The organism is Vaginella massiliensis (assembly GCF_900089075.1).
In the GTDB taxonomy this organism is placed as follows: Bacteria; Bacteroidota; Bacteroidia; order Flavobacteriales; family Weeksellaceae; genus Weeksella; species Weeksella massiliensis_A.
Map to the genome: position 1 here is coordinate 309,707 of NZ_LT593746.1, position 18,503 is coordinate 328,209.

General features: G+C 39.8%; 14 protein-coding genes and 1 pseudogene. 5 read left to right on the forward strand and 10 right to left on the reverse strand.

Annotation, left to right across the window (positions count from 1 at the left end; translation table 11 throughout):
- Positions 1-82 precede the first annotated feature (82 nt).
- Positions 83-496 carry a DUF4293 domain-containing protein gene (locus BN8061_RS02690; protein WP_068596264.1) on the reverse strand — a complete coding sequence of 138 codons (414 nt, stop codon included), beginning with the start codon at positions 494-496 and terminating at the stop codon, positions 83-85.
- 175 nt (positions 497-671) lie between these two features.
- On the opposite strand from BN8061_RS02690, the gene rho reads away from it, so the two are divergent.
- On the forward strand, positions 672-2,276 hold the full coding sequence (gene rho / locus BN8061_RS02695; RefSeq protein ID WP_068596266.1) for a transcription termination factor Rho: 1,605 nt from the start codon (positions 672-674) through the stop codon (positions 2,274-2,276).
- A gap of 102 nt (positions 2,277-2,378) precedes the next feature.
- Positions 2,379-2,978, forward strand: a complete 600-nt coding sequence (locus BN8061_RS02700) for a hypothetical protein (RefSeq protein WP_068596268.1) — start codon at positions 2,379-2,381, stop codon at positions 2,976-2,978.
- A gap of 184 nt (positions 2,979-3,162) precedes the next feature.
- Here BN8061_RS02700 and BN8061_RS02705 read toward each other — a convergent pair whose 3' ends face one another.
- The 3 genes from BN8061_RS02705 to BN8061_RS02715 form a co-directional block, all read right to left on the reverse strand.
- Entirely contained in the window at positions 3,163-4,770 is a 1,608-nt protein-coding gene (locus BN8061_RS02705) for a T9SS-dependent choice-of-anchor J family protein (RefSeq protein WP_068596270.1), read from the reverse strand.
- A gap of 363 nt (positions 4,771-5,133) precedes the next feature.
- Positions 5,134-7,044: an ABC-F family ATP-binding cassette domain-containing protein gene (locus tag BN8061_RS02710; RefSeq protein ID WP_068596272.1), complete on the reverse strand. Its 1,911-nt coding sequence runs from the start codon at positions 7,042-7,044 to the stop codon at positions 5,134-5,136.
- A gap of 27 nt (positions 7,045-7,071) precedes the next feature.
- Entirely contained in the window at positions 7,072-8,139 is a 1,068-nt protein-coding gene (locus tag BN8061_RS02715; RefSeq protein ID WP_068596274.1) for an NAD(P)/FAD-dependent oxidoreductase, read from the reverse strand.
- A gap of 244 nt (positions 8,140-8,383) precedes the next feature.
- On the opposite strand from BN8061_RS02715, the pseudogene BN8061_RS02720 reads away from it, so the two are divergent.
- From BN8061_RS02720 to BN8061_RS02730, 3 genes and pseudogenes are all read left to right on the forward strand, one after another.
- Positions 8,384-11,182 (forward strand): annotated as a pseudogene (locus BN8061_RS02720) (TonB-dependent receptor).
- Positions 11,182-12,168 (forward strand): metallophosphoesterase, encoded by a 987-nt coding sequence (locus BN8061_RS02725; RefSeq protein WP_068596276.1) that lies wholly within the window; start codon positions 11,182-11,184, stop codon positions 12,166-12,168. The pseudogene BN8061_RS02720 and the gene BN8061_RS02725 overlap by 1 nt, the downstream one beginning before the upstream one ends.
- Positions 12,165-13,214 carry a phytase gene (locus BN8061_RS02730; protein ID WP_068596278.1) on the forward strand — a complete coding sequence of 350 codons (1,050 nt, stop codon included), beginning with the start codon at positions 12,165-12,167 and terminating at the stop codon, positions 13,212-13,214. Before BN8061_RS02725 ends, BN8061_RS02730 begins: the two co-directional genes overlap by 4 nt.
- Before the next feature lie 216 nt (positions 13,215-13,430).
- Here BN8061_RS02730 and atpG read toward each other — a convergent pair whose 3' ends face one another.
- The 6 genes from atpG to atpB all read right to left on the reverse strand — a co-directional run bounded on the left by atpG (position 13,431) and on the right by atpB (position 18,499).
- Positions 13,431-14,297 (reverse strand): ATP synthase F1 subunit gamma, encoded by an 867-nt coding sequence (atpG, locus tag BN8061_RS02735; protein WP_068596280.1) that lies wholly within the window; start codon positions 14,295-14,297, stop codon positions 13,431-13,433.
- Between the two features lie 54 nt (positions 14,298-14,351).
- Positions 14,352-15,929: a F0F1 ATP synthase subunit alpha gene (gene atpA / locus BN8061_RS02740; protein ID WP_068596282.1), complete on the reverse strand. Its 1,578-nt coding sequence runs from the start codon at positions 15,927-15,929 to the stop codon at positions 14,352-14,354.
- Between the two features lie 11 nt (positions 15,930-15,940).
- Positions 15,941-16,501 carry an ATP synthase F1 subunit delta gene (gene atpH, locus BN8061_RS02745; RefSeq protein WP_068596284.1) on the reverse strand — a complete coding sequence of 187 codons (561 nt, stop codon included), beginning with the start codon at positions 16,499-16,501 and terminating at the stop codon, positions 15,941-15,943.
- A complete protein-coding gene (locus BN8061_RS02750; protein ID WP_068596285.1) occupies positions 16,501-16,998 on the reverse strand; it encodes a F0F1 ATP synthase subunit B in 498 nt (165 codons plus the stop codon). The genes atpH and BN8061_RS02750 overlap by 1 nt, the downstream gene beginning before the upstream one ends.
- 103 nt (positions 16,999-17,101) lie before the next feature.
- Complete coding sequence (gene atpE / locus BN8061_RS02755; RefSeq protein ID WP_013598300.1) at positions 17,102-17,311, reverse strand: ATP synthase F0 subunit C; 210 nt, start codon at positions 17,309-17,311, stop codon at positions 17,102-17,104.
- Positions 17,312-17,350: 39 nt separating this feature from the next.
- Entirely contained in the window at positions 17,351-18,499 is a 1,149-nt protein-coding gene (gene atpB / locus BN8061_RS02760) for a F0F1 ATP synthase subunit A (protein WP_068596287.1), read from the reverse strand.
- Positions 18,500-18,503: the final 4 nt, after the last annotated feature.

An 18,503-nucleotide genomic window follows, 5' to 3' on the forward strand; every position in this document is an offset into this window, starting at 1 on the left:
AAAAAAAAAAAAAAAAAAAAAAAAAAACGACCCTGATTTCTCAAAGTCGTTTTAGCACTCATATAAATAAAAGTTGTAGGATTTACCTAAATCTATCTATAGATTTCACAAGATTTTCGTCCTTTCGGATAAGTCGATTCGCCATATAAATAAGTGCGATCGGAATAATCGGAGCAAAAATCCAAATACCTTTCTCAGAAAAACTTTCTCCAGGTAAGATTAATAGATAGTAAAGTAAAAAACCTAAAATCAAAAAATTCAAAACAATGTTCAACCAACCTAGCTTCAATTGCAACTTTCTATTTTTGAACAATAGAATGGTGACGAACGATAAAAATGCCGAAAAGAAGAACGCTAGCGTGGCTAGTGAATCTCCATTTGCAGGATTCGAAAGCCAATCGACTACCAAATCGTACATCTTAGCTGCATTCAAAGCAAAGATACTGGAAATTATTCCACTAAAAAATAAAAAAACACTTTGTTTGCGTTGTATCATTTAGATTAATATTTCGCCACAAAACTACGGATTTTTTTTTGAGTTTAATCAAATATTCGTAGTATTGCAGTGTAAAACGCTTATACAACCACAAATATCACAAATCATCTTTTTGATTTCCAATCACTTTATACCATTAAAATTCTAATTTTAAATATTACCTGTTGTAGGAATTATGTTTGACTTATCAGAAATTAAGACCAAAAAACTACCTCAATTACAAGAAATTGCAGCACAACTGCAGATAGTTGGGTACAAGAAACTTAGAAAAGGAGAATTGATCGATGCTATCACTGCTTATTTTACCGATCAGCCTGCTGAGCCCGAAGCGACAGAAGAAAATTCTGCAAACACAGCAAACGAGCAAGCGGAGCCAAGACCGAGACGTAAGCGGATGAAAATTCAACATCCATCGGTCGGCGAAGACAACACCACAACGTCAATTGCAGCGACCACTGCCGATGAAACCGTAGAAAGTAGCGACCAGGTTGCCAAAGATTCACCAACCACGCCCAACAATCGAAAGCAGTACAATAAGCCGCAAGAACAGCAAGAAAACAAAAAATCTCAACACCATAACCAACACACTCAACGTCAGAAAAATCAGCAGAAAAACAACGATCAAAACGACAAAAAAAATAAATATCGTGCTGCAAACTATGAGTTTGACGGCATTATAAAAACTGAGGGTGTTTTAGAAATTTTACCCGATAATAATTACGGTTTTTTGCGCTCGTCTGACTTCAACTATTTGTCGTCGCCAGATGATGTCTACGTTTCTCAGTCGCAAATTCGACTTTTTGGTTTGAAAACAGGTGATACCATTTTGGGAGAAGTTCGCCCACCGAAAGAAGGCGAAAAATATTTTCCTCTGATCAAAATTATCGAAATCAACGGTAGAACGCCAGATTTTGTACGAGATCGTATCGCTTTTGAACATTTAACGCCGCTTTTTCCAGACGAAAAATTCAATCTGAGCAACTCGCGTTCGTTATCGAATCGAATTTTAGATTTATTCGCTCCTATCGGAAAAGGACAGCGCGGTATGATTGTCGCACAGCCCAAAACAGGTAAAACCACCCTTTTGAAGGACATTGCAAATGGTATAGCGCAAAACCATCCTGAGGTTTATTTGATCGTCTTGTTGATCGATGAGCGCCCAGAAGAGGTTACCGACATGAAACGCTCTGTAAGGGGCGAGGTGATTGCCTCTACCTTCGACGAAGAAGCTTCTAGACATGTAAAAGTTGCCAATATTGTTTTGGAAAAGGCAAAACGAATGGTAGAATGCGGGCATGATGTGGTAATTCTTTTAGACTCGATTACGCGTCTGGCTCGTGCATACAATACGGTTTCGCCTGCATCTGGTAAAGTGCTATCTGGTGGTGTAGATGCCAACGCATTGCACAAACCAAAACGCTTTTTTGGTGCTGCAAGAAATATCGAAAACGGAGGTTCTTTAACCATTATTGCAACAGCACTGATCGATACGGGGTCTAAAATGGATGAAGTAATCTTCGAAGAGTTTAAAGGAACTGGAAACATGGAGTTGCAATTGGATCGTAAGATTGCCAACAAACGCATCTTCCCAGCGATTGATTTGGTCAATTCGTCTACGCGTAAAGATGATTTGCTATTAGACGAAATGACGCAGCAACGCATGTGGATTTTACGAAATCACCTATCAGACATGAATCCGGTAGAAGCAATGGATTTCTTACACAAACGTATCAAAGACTGTAGAAGTAATGAAGAATTCTTGATTTCGATGAACAAATAATCTCCTAGAAGCACACCTCTTTTCGTAGCTAAAAAACGTCTTCAGAAATTTGTGGCTAAGATATTGATAGTTTTTCTCATTAATGAAAAAACTAAATAATCTATGAAAATGTTAAAAAAGAAAATTCATTTACTAATTATTGGCATTTTAGCCTCTAATTTATCCATCGCTCAGAGTTCTGATATGAAGAATATGCTGAAAATCGGGGTGAACGCTGGAGCTTCTACTGGTCAAAATACAAGTGCGAATACAGGTTTAGATATTTCTTACCAGAACTTAGTAGTGCCAGGCTTTGGTTTGGGAGTCGCTACAGGCTACAATCATTTCTTTGGAAAGGAAAGAGATTTCAACGGTATAAAAATCGACAACAACGATTTTGGTGTCATTCCCGTAGCAGCGCTCATCAGGGTTTACCCTGGAAAATCTGGCTTCTATGGCGGTACCGATATTGGGTATGGATTTGTGGTAGGAAAAGATCAAGTTGCCAACAACCAATACCCAAGCGAATCGCCTTACAATGCCGATATGCCAAACGGTGGACTTTACCTACGTCCAGAGGTGGGTTACCACAACCGCAACTGGAATTTCTTTGCGCATTTTACCAAAGTTTTTGTGGGAGACGACGGAAAGGTTGGTAACGACAAATTCAATGCTGGTACTGTGGGGGCAGGCGTTGCCTACAATATCCCTTTAGGAAAATAATATTCGCGTTGATATTGGAAAAAGAAATCAGTTTTTAACATCTACTCCATTATAATAATCCCCCTGTGAAAGGTGGATTTTTTTTGGCATGAAGTTGCCGTACTCATTTTCATTCTTGTCCCCACAAAAAAAGGTTGAGAAACCTTTCCCAACCTTTGATTCAATCACACAATTGACTCCTCAATTATTTCTTAATCAATTTAGTAGTTTGTACTTTACCGTCTTCTGTTGTTACTTGTACCAAGTACACGCCAGTAGCTAAGTGCGATACATTTACTTGTGATTTTGCAGTATCTAATTTATAATTTGCTACTACTCTACCGCTGACATCCAACACCGAAACAGCTTTCACTTTTCCTTCTGCTGTAATATTCAACACGTCAGAAACTGGATTTGGATAAATTTGTAATCCTTTTTTGGTTACATTTTCAACACCCATGTCGTCTCCTACTTTTACAGCATAATCTTCTGCTTGTCCGTAAGTAGCTCCCATACATGGATCACCTAAGTTTACTGTACCAAACATTTTCTTGATTCGCATACGCGTTACGCCATGTACAGCATCTTGTGGTACAGAAATCGTATAGACTGCTTGTTGCCCATCGGTACCGGTTGAGTTTACAACTTTCAAAAGATTCGAATCGATATACGTTTCGTTTGCATCAAAAACTCCGTTTCCATTCCAGTCGATGAACACAGCGAAGTTGCTGGTATAGTTACCTCCTGTATTTCCTTCTAACTTGATCGTATACTCGTTTCCTGGCATTACAGCTGCTTGTTGATCTAAGAATATCTCATGCGCTGGTGATCCATTTAACGTAGCATCTGTTCTGTTAGCGATTCCGGCAAACTCTACGTATGTAATTGGTTCTATGTTATCACCAAACATACCAGAGAATGTCAATGGTCCACAGTAAGGAGAATATGCACTAGGCGCCGTTGTAAATGTAAATTCTTGACAGTTCTCAGAAGCTACAGATCCTTTTTTAGCAACTACTGTCCACGAATAAGTGGTCAATCCTTGTAAGCCTGTAACCGAAAATGAGGTGCTAGTAGTATCACCTAACAACTCTCCATCTAAATAGAAATCGTATCCGGTAACATCAGCCGACGGCGCTGTCCAAGTGAACATTACTCCTCCTTCATAGTCAACATCTACCGCTCCATTCGCAGGCGAAACCAAGGTCGGACAAGGTGGTGGTGCAGGCGGTGTATTCCCATCTACTACCTTGATGTCGTCTACCAAAAGTATAAACTTATCCGTGGTATTGTTCACAAAAGCAAAGCGGATATTTTTCCCCACATAATCAGCCAAACTCACCGATCTCTCTACCCATGAACTCGACTCAGCAGCGGTAGAATATAAGGTCACGTCGAAATCAGCAACCGTGTTTCCACCATTGGTAGAAAGCATTAATTTATATCCATCTCGATATTGAGGGTCTTGTGCTTTTGAAGTCCACACCAATGTCGGATTCCCCGTTAAGTTAACCTGTGGAGAAATCAACCAGTCATTCGAAGTACCAACCGGACTGTACCAAGAAGTACTCATTGCAGCAAAATTACCCGCAGGACCACCAAAGTTACCATTTGCACCTTGTCTATCGATGCGGTTCCATGCGTTTGTGATGAATGCTACTGCTGTAGCTGGCGTGTTTCCATCGACGTCGATTACTGTCCAAGCTGAAATACCTGGTCCATTGCCATCGAAGTCTTCTTGAAAAAGAACAGTTTGAGCGTTTACTGCCGACAAACCTCCAGCTACGAATAATGATAGTAAAAGTTTTTTCATATAATGTTTATTTAAGATTATTTAGTTAATATCGCGACTATTTTATTGATCACAAAACAATTCTTATTAAATATTATCAGAATAAAACTATTTTAAATAAAATTTTATCATATTTATAAATATAAAAACATACAAAATATATTGATTTACAACAGTTTACATTTTTAATAAACTCATGATTTTTTTATAATATTTTTTTGATTTAAATCATTCTTTCCACCTCATCAAATTGTGAAAGAGGGTAAAAAAATCTGATTTTTGTCGTTTTATCGCCTGTAATTCATTTTAGAAATACGTGACCATCAATCAATAGCTAAAAAAAGCTTTACCCGAGAACGAATAAAGCTTGTGTTTTGTTTGTTTTTATAAAATCAGCGTGGAGAGTTCTTCCCATTCTTGCATCAACTTTTCCAACAGCAATTGTGCTTCATTATAATCATTCAATTCTTGCTCGGTTTGGTTACCTGCTGCGATTTTGTCTTCTATTGCTGTAATTTTATTTTCGACTGTTGTAATTTCTGTTTCTATTTTGGATAGCTTATTTTTCAGACGTTTTTGTTCTTTTGCTTCCTCAAACGACAATTCGGCTTTTGGCTCTTCTTTTTTAGGTTCGGGTTTCGATTCTACTTTTGGTTCATCAAAACCTTTTTCCACTTCGCGGAAATTTCCCGCCTTCACTTCGACCAAATAATCGTCGATACCCGAAAGATATTCTTTAACTTGTCCGTTACGGAAATCGAAAACTTTGGTAGCCAAGCCTTCTAAAAATTCACGGTCGTGCGAAACCAAAATCACAGTTCCGGTATACTTCAGCAAAGCTTTTTTCAACAATTCTTTCGATACAATATCCAAGTGGTTTGTGGGCTCATCCATAATCAACACATTGAACGGACGAAGCAATAACTTGCACAAAGCCAACCGATTACGCTCACCCCCAGACAAAACAGCTACTTTCTTCTCAACAGCTTCACCGCCAAACATAAAGGCTCCTAAATAATCTCGAACGTGTTTTCGTGTTTCTTCGGTTGCAGCATTTTCTGCTTCTTCCAAAACCGTGAGCTTATCGTTGAGGACATGCGCTTGATTTTGTGCAAAATATCCGATTTCTACATTATGCCCGTGTTTTATTTTACCGGTGTAAGGAATCTCGCCAACGATGGCGCGCGAAAGCGTTGTTTTACCCTGTCCGTTCTGCCCAACAAAGGCAACTTTTTCGCCTCGATTGACATAAAACGATACTTGATCAAACACTTGATGATCGCCAAAAGCAACGCCTACATTTTCTAATTCGAAAATAATTTTACCTGGCTGAATGGCATCTACAAACCGAATATTCATTTTGGTAACGTCATCATTCTCGACTTCGATGCGATCTATTTTGTCTAATTTTTTGATGAGCGATTGCGCCATCGAGGCTTTGTTGGCTTTCGCACGGAATTTGGCGATGAGATCCTCGGTGTGTTTGATCATCTGCTCTTGATTCTTCTGAGCTTGTTCGAGTTTTATTTTGCGATCTTCTCTCAGCTCTAAATATTTGCTATAATTTGCCTTGTAATCAGAGATTTTACGATTGGCTATTTCGATGGTTCTATTGGTTACATTGTCCAAAAATTGACGATCGTGCGAAACCAAAACTACCGCTCCAGGATAATCTTTCAAGAAATCTTCGAGCCAAATAATCGAATCGATGTCCAAGTGATTAGTAGGCTCATCGAGCAACATCACATCGTGTTGTTGCAACAACAGTTTTGCCAATTCGATTCGCATTCGCCAACCGCCAGAGAACTCATCGGTCTTGCGATGAAAATCAGATGCTCTGAATCCTAACCCAATCAGAATGCGTTCGATTTCTGCGTCTTTGGTGTATCCGCCCAAAAGACCGTAGCGTTCTGTGAGCGTCGAGATTTCTTCGATCAGTTTTCCATATTCATTCGATTCGTAATCGGTGCGTTCGGCTAATTCTTTATTTACGAAATCGATCCGACTTTGTATCTCGACCAATTGCTCAAAAGCAGAATCGGCTTCTTGCCAAACGGTTCTTCCTTGCACAAAATCGATATCTTGCGACAAATATCCGACCGTCACCTCGCCTTCGTACACTACTTCGCCTTCAGACGGTAGTTGATCCTTGGCTAAAATTTTCAATAAGGTCGATTTTCCTGCTCCATTTTTACCAACCAAGCCTACACGATTGCCTTTGTTGATACGAAAAGAAACGTCTTCGAATAAATAATTTCCTGAGAAAAATACCCCTAAATTCTGAACTAATATCATGCTGCAAAAATAAGGGTTATAAATGAATTATGAATTGTTGAACAAATGATAATATCTTGTAATTGAAGCCAAGGGATCTATTGGCTCGCCAGATTCGATATGGCGATATAATTGTTCGGCCATAGAAGGCGCCAGCATGGTTCCTCGTGTTCCCATGCCATTGATGCAATACATATTTTGATAAATTGGATGAGCACCAACAATTGGTCGACGATCTTTTACAGTTGGGCGTATAGAAGCCTCATGGCTTTTCAGTTCGAACGAAGCGTCGATTACTTTTTGCACACCGTTTAGCAATTCGTCTTTTGCCTCTGGGGTGGTATCGTAATTCAAATTGTCGCGATCGTAGGTCGCGCCTATAAAATACTCGTCGTTGTGCATGGGGAACAGAAACTCTTTTCCTTTCACTACGGCTTTTGGCAGGTCGACTTTGGTTTTCACAGTCAGCACTTCGCCTTTAACACCGATAATGGGCAAATTTTTGAAAAACGGATTGTCTATAATATGATAGCCTTCGCAAAAGATAATTCTTTTGGTTTGGATGGTCTGATAACGAATAGAATATTCCTCGATTTGCAACAGATTGTAATCGAATGTCTGCTGAAGTAGAAGATTATTTTCGGACAGATATTTTTCCAAATCCGGAATCAACTCGCGTAAATTAATTCGTCCGGTATCCAGAACTTCGCCCGATCCATAAGGTTGTTTGATGATTTTATAGTTTTCTAACTGAGTATAATCTGTAGACAGATACGAAATTAAATCTGGATGCGAATGTGACTTTTTGTCCCAAGTATTGAGTTCTTGCTCATCGTTGAAAATTCGATAAACGGGTAAGGTTTCGGTATATTTTTTTTGAAATAATTGTTCGTAAAATCCAAAAAGCGATTTCATTTTACTCAGCTGATTGGGCGCATCCCAAACCAAAGAAAAGCGTTTCAAAACCACCGGATTATAGAGTCCGGCGGCAACTTTAGAAGCACAATGCGACTCGTTATTGATCACCAAAAAAGAATGGTTGTTCGCTAATAAAAATCTAACAAAAGCCGTTGCTGCCACGCCTAAGCCTACCACCAAATAATCTACTTCTTTCAACTTGTTTTCTTTTTGGTCAAAGGTAATATTTTCTACCTCTTTCTGTCTGTTTCATCTTCTAAAAAAAACAAACCGACGCTGTTGAAACCATTGCCTTACCGAGTTTGAGAAAATTGCATTCGTAACATTTCCTTAATATTTTATACAGACAAACTTAAACTTAAATTGATATTTTGTTAAACCCAAGGTTATCACCGAATGTTACTTTTGTGTCGACAAACTTTGAGAATACAACTCTACAATCATGAAACAATTTTACATTTTAGTCGCTTCATTGGCAAGTGCAATGGCTTTTGCCCAAGATGGAGTAATAGCAGGAAAAATCGTAGATGGTGAACGCAATTTTTCTTTACCTGGCGCAACCATTAAAATAGAAAACAGCAACCGATACACCGTTTCGGACCAAAACGGAGGCTACGAATTTCTAAGCCTACCCGAAGGTACTTACAACGTCTATGTAGAATATTTGGGTTATGTCACGGCTTCACAAGAGGTAACAGTGAGTGCAGACCACAGCACTACCGCTAACTTTGAGTTGTTCACTGGGGTCGAAGAATTGAACGAAATTGTGATTGTAGGTGACTATCTTCGCGGACAAGCCAAGGCATTGAACCAACAACGCAACAACGCCAATATTTCCAACATTATTTCAGCCGATCAGGTTGGTCGTTTCCCTGATGCCAACATTGGTGATGCGTTGAAGCGCGTTCCTGGTATCACCATGCAAAACGATCAAGGTGAAGCGCGTAATATCATTGTACGCGGTTTGTCACCCGAGTTGAACTCAGTTACCTTAAATGGCGATCGTATTCCTTCTGCAGAAGGAGATAACCGAAACGTTCAGATGGATTTAATTCCGTCGGATATGATTTCATCCATCGAAGTCAATAAAACCCTTACCTCTGATATGGACGCCGATGCCATTGGTGGATCGGTAAACTTACTTACCCGTGCCGTGCCAAACCGAGAGCGTATATCGGTTACCTTGTCTGGCGGCTATGCGCCAATTCGTGAAAAAGGTTTGTACAACGGAGCTTTTATTTACGGAAATCGTTTTGCTGATAACAAGTTGGGCATCATCGCTTCGGCAACATGGTAATCGCAAAATTTTGGATCTGATAATATTGAAGCGGTTTGGGATAAAGACGATAACAACAAGCCATTCATTAGCCAAATGGACATTCGTAAATACGATGTGCAACGTGTGCGTAGAAGTTTCTCTTTGAGCTCTGATTATGTGTTTAATGAAAACAACCGCATGGATTTCACGGCGATGTACAACTGGCGAGATGACCGCGAAAACCGATACAGAACACGTTACAGAGATATAGAATTGCAAGACGACGGCAGCTATATCGGAGAAATAAGAAGAGAAACCAAAGGCGGAATCGATAATAACCGCAACAAAAATACTCGTTTAGAAGATCAAAGAGTTCTAAACTTCTCGTTGCGAGGAGAACATCTTCTTTCTGCAAGACTGGATATGGATTGGGCGGTGTCTTATTCGAAAGCCAGCGAAGACAGACCAAATGAGCGTTATATGGATTTCAGACAAAAAAAGGTTGTCATGGGGCAAAGCGTAGCTAATGACGACAGTCCGTTCGTATACGCAGTTGCCGGCGAAAACCCTGAAAAGTTTGAGTTGCGAAAAATCACTGAAAACCACAATTATACACAAGAAGAAGAAATTGGTGCAAAAGTAAACTTCCGTTTACCGCTTTCGGTAATTGATGGCGAGAAAGGACGTTTGCGTTTTGGTGCGCGTGTTCGACTTAAAGACAAAAAACGCGACAATATTTTTTATTCGTACAAACCACTTAATGCAATGGAAAGTTTGGCTCAAACGCCAAATGTGTATTGGAGCGGCGAAAACTTTCATCCAGGTTCGCAATATGCACCAGGATATTTTGTAGACCGTGCTTACTTGGGCTCGTTAGATTTAACGAATCCGAATCTATTCAAAGAGACTTTAGAACCAGCAGAATTCTTATCGTCTAACTATAAAGCCAAAGAAAGCATTACCGCTGGTTATCTACGTCAGGATCAAGATTTTAATGATAAAACCTCTATCATTACCGGCGTTCGTTTGGAGCATACCGCAATAGAATATACCGGAAATTATGTAATGGACGAAGAGGATTTATTGGGCGAAATTAAAAACAAAAACAATTATCTTAACGTTCTACCAAGCGTTACGCTGAAACATAAATTTACCGAAAACTTCATTTTACGCGCAGCGGTTACTACAAGTTTGGCTCGTCCGAATTATTACAATTTGGCTCCGTACGTGAATGTAATTCAAGAAGATGCCGAAATTGCAGCTGGTAATCCAAACCTGAAGGCGACCTACGCAACCAATTTCGATGTCATGGTTGAAAATTATTTCAAAAATATCGGGATTGTTTCTGGAGGCGTTTTCTACAAAAATCTTAACAATTTCATTTATACCTATAACAACAACGTCTACACGGCTAATGATTTCAGTGCCGACTTCCCGACGATTGCAAACCCAATACCTGCAGGCGAAAACTGGGATTTTACACAGGCAAGAAACGGCGACAAAGTGTCGGTGTACGGATTTGAGATTGCTTTCCAGCGTCAGTTAGACTTTTTACCTGGTAAATTTTTCAAGAATTTTGGTTTGTATGCCAACTATACTTACACAAAATCTGATGCTAAAGGAATTACCAACGAAGACGGCGAAGCGCGCACTGGTTTAGGATTGCCGCGTACAGCACCGCATATGCTCAACGGATCGTTGGCTTGGGAAAACAAAAAATTCTCGGCACGTTTATCGGCTAACTTCACTTCGGCGTATTTAGACGAGATCGGTGGAAATGAATTTGAAGATAGCTACTACGACAAGCAATTCTTTTTAGACTATAATATGTCGTATAAATTCATGTCTAAATGGCGCGTATTTTTCGAAGCCAACAACCTTACCAATCAGCCGTTACGCTACTATCAAGGCGAAACCAACCGTCTGAAACAATTAGAATATTACAAATCTCGTTTTATATTAGGTATTAAATACGATTTCTAATGAAGTTAAAAAATCTTTTCTCACTATTATTCTTTATTATTATCAATACCATGTATGGTCAGCATCAAACTGGCCATACATTTGGCTCAGCGGTTTCGCAAGACCTACAACCCGAAAAAGATGGCATTTCGTTTTTGGCAATTGGCGATTTTGGTCGGCACGGAGCTTTTACTCAGAAAGAAGTGGCGCGAGATATGGGCGCTGTGGCAAATATTTTAGATCTGGATTTTACGGTTGCTGTTGGTGATAATTTCTACCCTTCAGGAGTTCAAAGTACGCAAGATTATCAGTGGATTTCTTCGTTCGAAAGCATCTATACTCATCATTCGTTGCACAGTCCGTGGTATGTAGCCTTGGGCAATCACGATTACGAAGGCAATATTCAGGCACAGATAGATTATACTAAAGTGTCGAGACGATGGGAAATGCCTGAACCTTATTTTGAAAAACGAATTGAAATTAAGAAAGGTAAATTTCTACAATTATTGATTATCGATACCAATCCTTTTGTATCTAAGTATCAGCAAAAGACTGCCAAATATCTTGGAATCGACCAGCAAGACACCCAAAAACAATTGGCGTGGTTGGAGTCTAAATTAAAAGATAAAAATCCGGAAATTGTTTGGCGAATTGTGGTGGGGCATCATCCTTTGTATTCGGGCGGAAAGCGTAAAACAGAGCAAGAAACCTTAGAAATAAAAGATATTTTCGAGCCTCTATTCGAAAAATATTATGTAGACGCCTATATCTGCGGGCACGAACATGATTTGCAAATCATAAAAAAGAACAAGCGAAAGCTCATGCAGTTTTTATCGGGTGCAGGCAGCGAACTTAGAGAGACGGGCAAAACCGAAGGAACGCTCTTCGCCGAATCGGTTCCTGGATTCATGGCATTTACCCTTACGCAGCATTCATTGAAAGCATACGTTATTCAGTCTGAAAAAGATAGCTTTAAAGTTGTTTACAAAACCGAAATTAAAAAATGAAAAAGATAATAATACTTTCTATCGTAGCTTTGGCAACCGTTTCATGCGGTTCTCAATTGGCTCCTGTTGCCAAAAATGCGCTGAAGCCAACGGTAATTACCGAACCCACTCCTCACGATACAGACGATCCGGCAATTTGGATTAACCGAAAAAATCCTGCGCAATCGCTCATCATCGGAACCGACAAAGAAGAGAAGACGGGCGGACTCTATGCTTATGATTTACAAGGAAAAATTGTGAACAAGGTTTACCCTATGGATCGACCAAACAATGTGGACTTGGCGTATGATTTTGATTTAAACGGTACCAAAATCGATATTGCAGTCGTTACCGAACGCAAACAAAACAGAATCCGCATTTTTTCTCTGCCCGATTTGAAACCAGTGGACAACGGAGGCATCATGGTTTTTGAAGATAGCGAACAAAAAGACCCGATGGGAATTGCCCTGTACACCAACCCAACGAGTGGTAAAATTCACGCCATAGTCGGACGTAAAGAAGGTCCTTCGGGCGAATATTTGCATCAGTACGAATTGTTGGATCGAAACGGATTTGTTGAAGCGAAACTTGTACGGAAATTCGGGGCGTATTCTGGTAAAAAAGAAATCGAAGCCATCATGGTTGATAACGAATTGGGCTATATTTATTATGCCGATGAAACGGCTGGCGTTAGAAAATATTACGCCGACCCAGAAAAAGGAAACGAAGAATTGGCTTTTTTTGGGCAAAACGATTTTAAACGCGACCACGAAGGCATTGCCTTGTATAAAACCAGCGAAACTGCAGGCTATATTTTGATTTCGGATCAGCAAGCCAACAATTTTGTGGTGTACAAACGCGAAGGCGAATCAAACAAGCCACACGAACATCGAATGATTGCAAAAGTTCCGTTTTCTAGCATCGAATGCGATGGCGCCGATGCGGTGAATTTTAACTTTGGCGGTCCCTTTACTCACGGAATTTTTGTTGCCATGAGCAACGGTAAAGTTTTTCATTATTACGATTGGAAAAACATTCAAGCCGAAATTGATAAACAAGCCCATTAATTTTTTCATTTTTATTTAAATATCCTTGCCCTGCTCTCTGAGTAGGGTTTATTTTTTTATGGATGAAATGGTATTTGGTAGTGAAAATGCTGATTAGGAAAAGTTTAATAAAATTAATTAATGACGTTCACTTAAATTAACCTAGGTCTAAAACATAAAAAAACCACTCTAAAAAGAGTGGTTTTTGAAATATGATCATTTTCGAATGTTGTATTGTTACGCGTTGAGGGCTTCTGCTCCAGAAACAATTTCTAAAATTTCGTTTGTAATGGCTGCCTGACGGGCTTTATTATACTCGATAACCAAGTTGCGTTTGAGCTCTTCGGCGTTATCGGTTGCCTTGTGCATGGCGGTCATTCGCGCTCCGTGTTCAGAGGCATTAGCGTCTAAAACAGCTTTGTACAATTGAGTTTTCAACGTCAACGGAATCAAATCGGTTACGATTTCTCCTTTTCCTGGCTCGAAGATGTAATCCAAACTATCGTTCGAATTTTCTTCAACTTCTTCCAACTCTACGGGTAAGAATTGTTCGTCCTGAACTTCTTGTACAGCAGCGTTGATGAATCTGTTGTATACGATACGAATCTGATCGTATTCGCCAGCGACGAAATCATTGGTGATCTCGGTTGCAATCTCGGCAACATCGTTGAAATTGAGGTTGTCCCAAATGGTTGAGGCATTCAATTTGATGTTTCCGTTGCGTTTGAAGGCGTCGAAAGCTTTTTTACCAATGGTAATCAATTCTACCTGTTTGCCATTCAATTCACCCATCAAAAGCGAATTGACTTTTTTGATAATACTAGAATTGTAACCACCACAAAGTCCACGATTCGAATTGATAACGACTAACAAAACTTTGTTTACGTCACGTTTTTCGGTCAAAGCTGATCCAACTTCAGAGTCTAAATTAGAACTGATGTTTTGTACCAACTCGCGCAATTTGTTGGCGTAAGGACGTAATGCTACGATAGAATCTTGTGCTTTTTTCAACTTTGCAGCCGACACCAGCTTCATCGCCGAAGTAATTTGCATGGTAGATCCTACTGAAGTAATCCTGTTACGTATTTCTTTTAAGTTTGCCATAATCTACATTGGATGGACTAAAGGCAGGGAAGTCCAGCTTCCCTACTTTATTTATTAGTTATATTTTCCTGTTGTTTCTGCAATCACGGTATTCAAGGTATCGATGATGGTATCGTCCCATTTTCCGTTGCGTATTGCTGTCAAAGTATCAGTGTACTTAGCGCGCATCAATTCGATAAAATCAACTTGCCAAGTTTTTACTTGATCTACGGGTACGTTTTTCAACAATCCGTTGGTTCCTGCAAAAATTACTGCCACTTGCTCTTCTACAGCGATCGGTGAATTTACGTTTTGTTTCAACAACTCTACGTTGCGTTCACCTTTTCCAATTACGTTTAGCGTTGCCGCATCCAAATCAGAACCAAATTTAGCAAACGCCTCTAACTCACGGTATTGTGCTTGGTCTAATTTTAGCGTACCCGAAACTTTTTTCATTGGTTTGGTTTGAGCAGATCCTCCTACACGAGAAACCGAAATCCCTACGTTGATCGCCGGACGAATACCAGAGTTGAACAAATCTGACTCCAAGAATATTTGGCCGTCTGTAATAGAAATTACGTTGGTTGGAATATAAGCAGAAACGTCACCCGCTTGAGTTTCGATTATTGGTAAAGCAGTTAAAGATCCTCCACCTTTTACGATTCCTTTCATAGATTCTGGTAAATCGTTCATTTGCGATGCGATGGTGTCGTCTTTGATGATTTTTGCCGCACGCTCTAGCAAGCGAGAGTGTAGGTAGAACACGTCTCCTGGATAAGCTTCACGCCCTGGCGGACGACGCAACAAGAGCGATACCTCACGGTAAGCTACTGCTTGTTTGGTAAGATCATCGTACACGATAAGTGCTGGACGACCAGAGTCGCGGAAATACTCACCGATTGCTGCTCCTGCCATAGGTGCATATACTTGCATTGGTGCAGGATCCGAAGCATTAGCCGCAACGATTACGGTGTATTTATCTGCGCCGTGTTCTTGTAAAGTTTTCATGATTCCGGCTACTGTAGAACCTTTTTGTCCTACTGCAACATAGATACAATAAACAGGTTCGCCACGGTCGTAAAATTCTTTCTGATTCAAGATGGCATCCAAAGCCACAGAAGTTTTCCCAGTTTGGCGGTCACCAATGATCAACTCACGTTGTCCTCGACCGATCGGAATCATCGAGTCGATAGAAACGATCCCTGTTTGTAATGGTTCGTTTACGGGCTGACGATAGATTACCCCAGGAGCTTTACGCTCGATTGGCATTTCGTATAATTGACCTTCGATAGGACCTTTCCCATCGATCGGGTTTCCTAACATATCTACAACACGCCCAAGCATTCCTTCTCCTACATTGATAGAGGCAATTCGGTTGGTACGTTTTACTGTATCTCCTTCTTTGATAGCCGTTGATGGCCCGAACAATACAATACCTACGTTATCTTCTTCTAAGTTTTGTACCATTCCTTCCAAACCATTCGAGAATTCTACCAACTCACCATATTGTGCGTTGTCTAATCCGTATACTCGTGCAATACCATCCCCTACACTTAGAACGGTTCCTACTTCTGCCAATTCTACTGTAGAATCGAAGCTAGAAAGTTGTTGTTTTAAAATTGCTGAAATTTCAGCTGGTTTTATTTCTGGCATCTTTGAAATATTTAAAATTTAGGAATGAATTCGTTTTTTGAAAATTCCTTTCTTAAGGTTGCTAATTTGGTTTTAATGCTGGTATCGATTTGTTGATTCCCTACTCGCAATACAAATCCACCAATCAACGACGGATCTATTTTGTTTACAATTTTCACACTTGCATTGGCATCTATAGATTGTTTGGCTTGTGAAATGATTTTGTCTAATGTAGCTTGATCCAAAGCTACCGCAGAGGTTACTTCTGCCGTTACAATTTTGTTGGCAAGATCGTACTGACGTACGTAGGCATCCGCGATCTGACTCAGCAAATTTTCGCGTCCGTGGTTTATTGTTAGGGCAATAAATTTTTGGATTGTAGCTGAAAAAGATTTGAAAACCTCTCTTGCTACAGCTTGTTTGCGTTTTACATCGAAAACAGGAGAAGCTAGAAACGAACGCAAATCAGCACTATCTGTCAAGATTGTTTTGACGTCTTTCATTTCGTTATACACCAACTCCGATTGACCAGCTTCATTGGCAAATTGAGCCAAACCTTTTGCATATCTGTTTGCTGCTCTTAAACCTGCCATTATGAATTAAATTTTACTTGATCGATTACTTGATTTACCAACTCTTCTTGAGCTCCGGTATTGCTTAATTCTTTTGCCATTAATTTTTCTGCAATATCCAAAGACAATTGAGCAACTTGATTTTTGATGTCTGCCATTGCAGCAGCTTTTTCGTTTTGGATTGCTTCGCGAGCATTCGACACCAAGCGATCTGCTTCTTGTTGTGCGGTGTCTTTTGCGGTGTTGATGATGTTTTCTTTCATTTCGCGAGCTTCTTTCAAAATGGCATCGCGTTCGATTTTTGCTTGCTTGATCAATTGTTCATTTTCTGCATTCAGAGAAGCCATTCTTTCTTCTGCTTTTTTGGCTGCGTTCAAAGCGTCTTCAATCGATTTTTCGCGCTCTTTTACAGAAGTCAAAATTGGTTTCCAAGCCAATGATCTCAAGATCACCAACAAAATAACGAATACTACCGAAGTCCAAAATACAAGACCTATCGAAGGAGTGATTAAATCCATGGTATAGTTTAAATTTTTATTTCAATTAAATTTCAATCAATTTCAAAAGAATCAGCTTCTACAACCAACCGTTACAGAAGCATGATTACTTTTTCTCAAATTCTTATCCGTTACCTAATAACGCAACAACGATACCGAATAATCCAGCACCCTCGATAAGAGCTGCTGCGATAATCATTGCTGTTTGAATTTTTGATGCTGCTTCTGGTTGTCTAGCGATTCCTTCCATAGCAGATCCACCGATTTTACCGATTCCTAGACCTACTCCTAAAACTGCTAAACCTGCTCCGATTGCTGCAATACTTCCTGTCATGATAATTATATTTAATATTAATAAATTATTTTAAAATTTTTAATGTGTTTCGTGTTCGTGATCTGCAACTGCTGCTCCAATGAATAAGGCTACCAACATGGTAAAAATAAACGCCTGCAATACAGCCACCAACAATTCTAAGAAATAAATGAACAAAGTCAATGGTAATGCACCTGCCGAAACTGCTTCTGTTTGGAAAATGAAGATCAACGAAATGAGCGATAAAATAATGATGTGACCAGCAGTAATGTTCGCAAACAAACGAATCATCAAGGCAAATGGTTTGGTCAAAACACCAATCAACTCGATTGGCGCCAACAATATTTTTACGGGCACTGGCACGCCTGGCATCCACAACATATGTCCCCAGTAACCTTTGTTTCCAGATAGGTTGATTACCAACAATGCGATCACCGCCAACACCAAGGTAAAGGCGATATTACCGGTAAGATTGGCTGCTCCTGGCAATAATCCCAACAAGTTGTTGATCCATATAAAGAAGAACAAGGTCAACAAATACGGCATGTAACGAGCATATTTTTTCTCGCCAATGTTCGGGATTGCCACTTCGTCACGAATAAAGATGATGATTGGCTCCATAAAACCAGCTATTCCTCTTGGCACATATCCTTCTGTTCCTTTCTTTTTATAATTTGTTGCAACCGCTCCAAATATCAACACCAACAATACGACCGAAATCAACATTGAGGCAACGTTTTTGGTAATCGAAAAGTCCAACGGTTTCTCATTAGCGATGACCATTTCACCTTTTTCGTTGGTACGATATTCTACTGCACCTTGTGCATTGGTTTTATAAATTTTTTCGTGATAATTGAAATAATGCTCCCCATCAACCTCTGCCACATGCTCGTTGTGGTGAAATTTAGACGACATGAAAACCTTCAACCCATTGTCCCACAAAATCACAGGCAACGGAATTGTAAAACTATTTTCACCTTCACCCCAAAAATGCCAATCGTGCGCATCTGCTAAGTGGCTCATGATTACAGGAACCGGATTGTATTTACTTGTACCCGATTTTACGCTGGCTGCTTCATCTGCATTTTTTTGCGCTTCGCTTTGTACCAACGCTGGAAAAGTCGTAACCGTTGGATCAACCGCATCGGCTGCTTTGGCAAAGCCAAACGCAAACAAGAATAACAAAGTGAATAATGTTGAAAATTTCATCTTT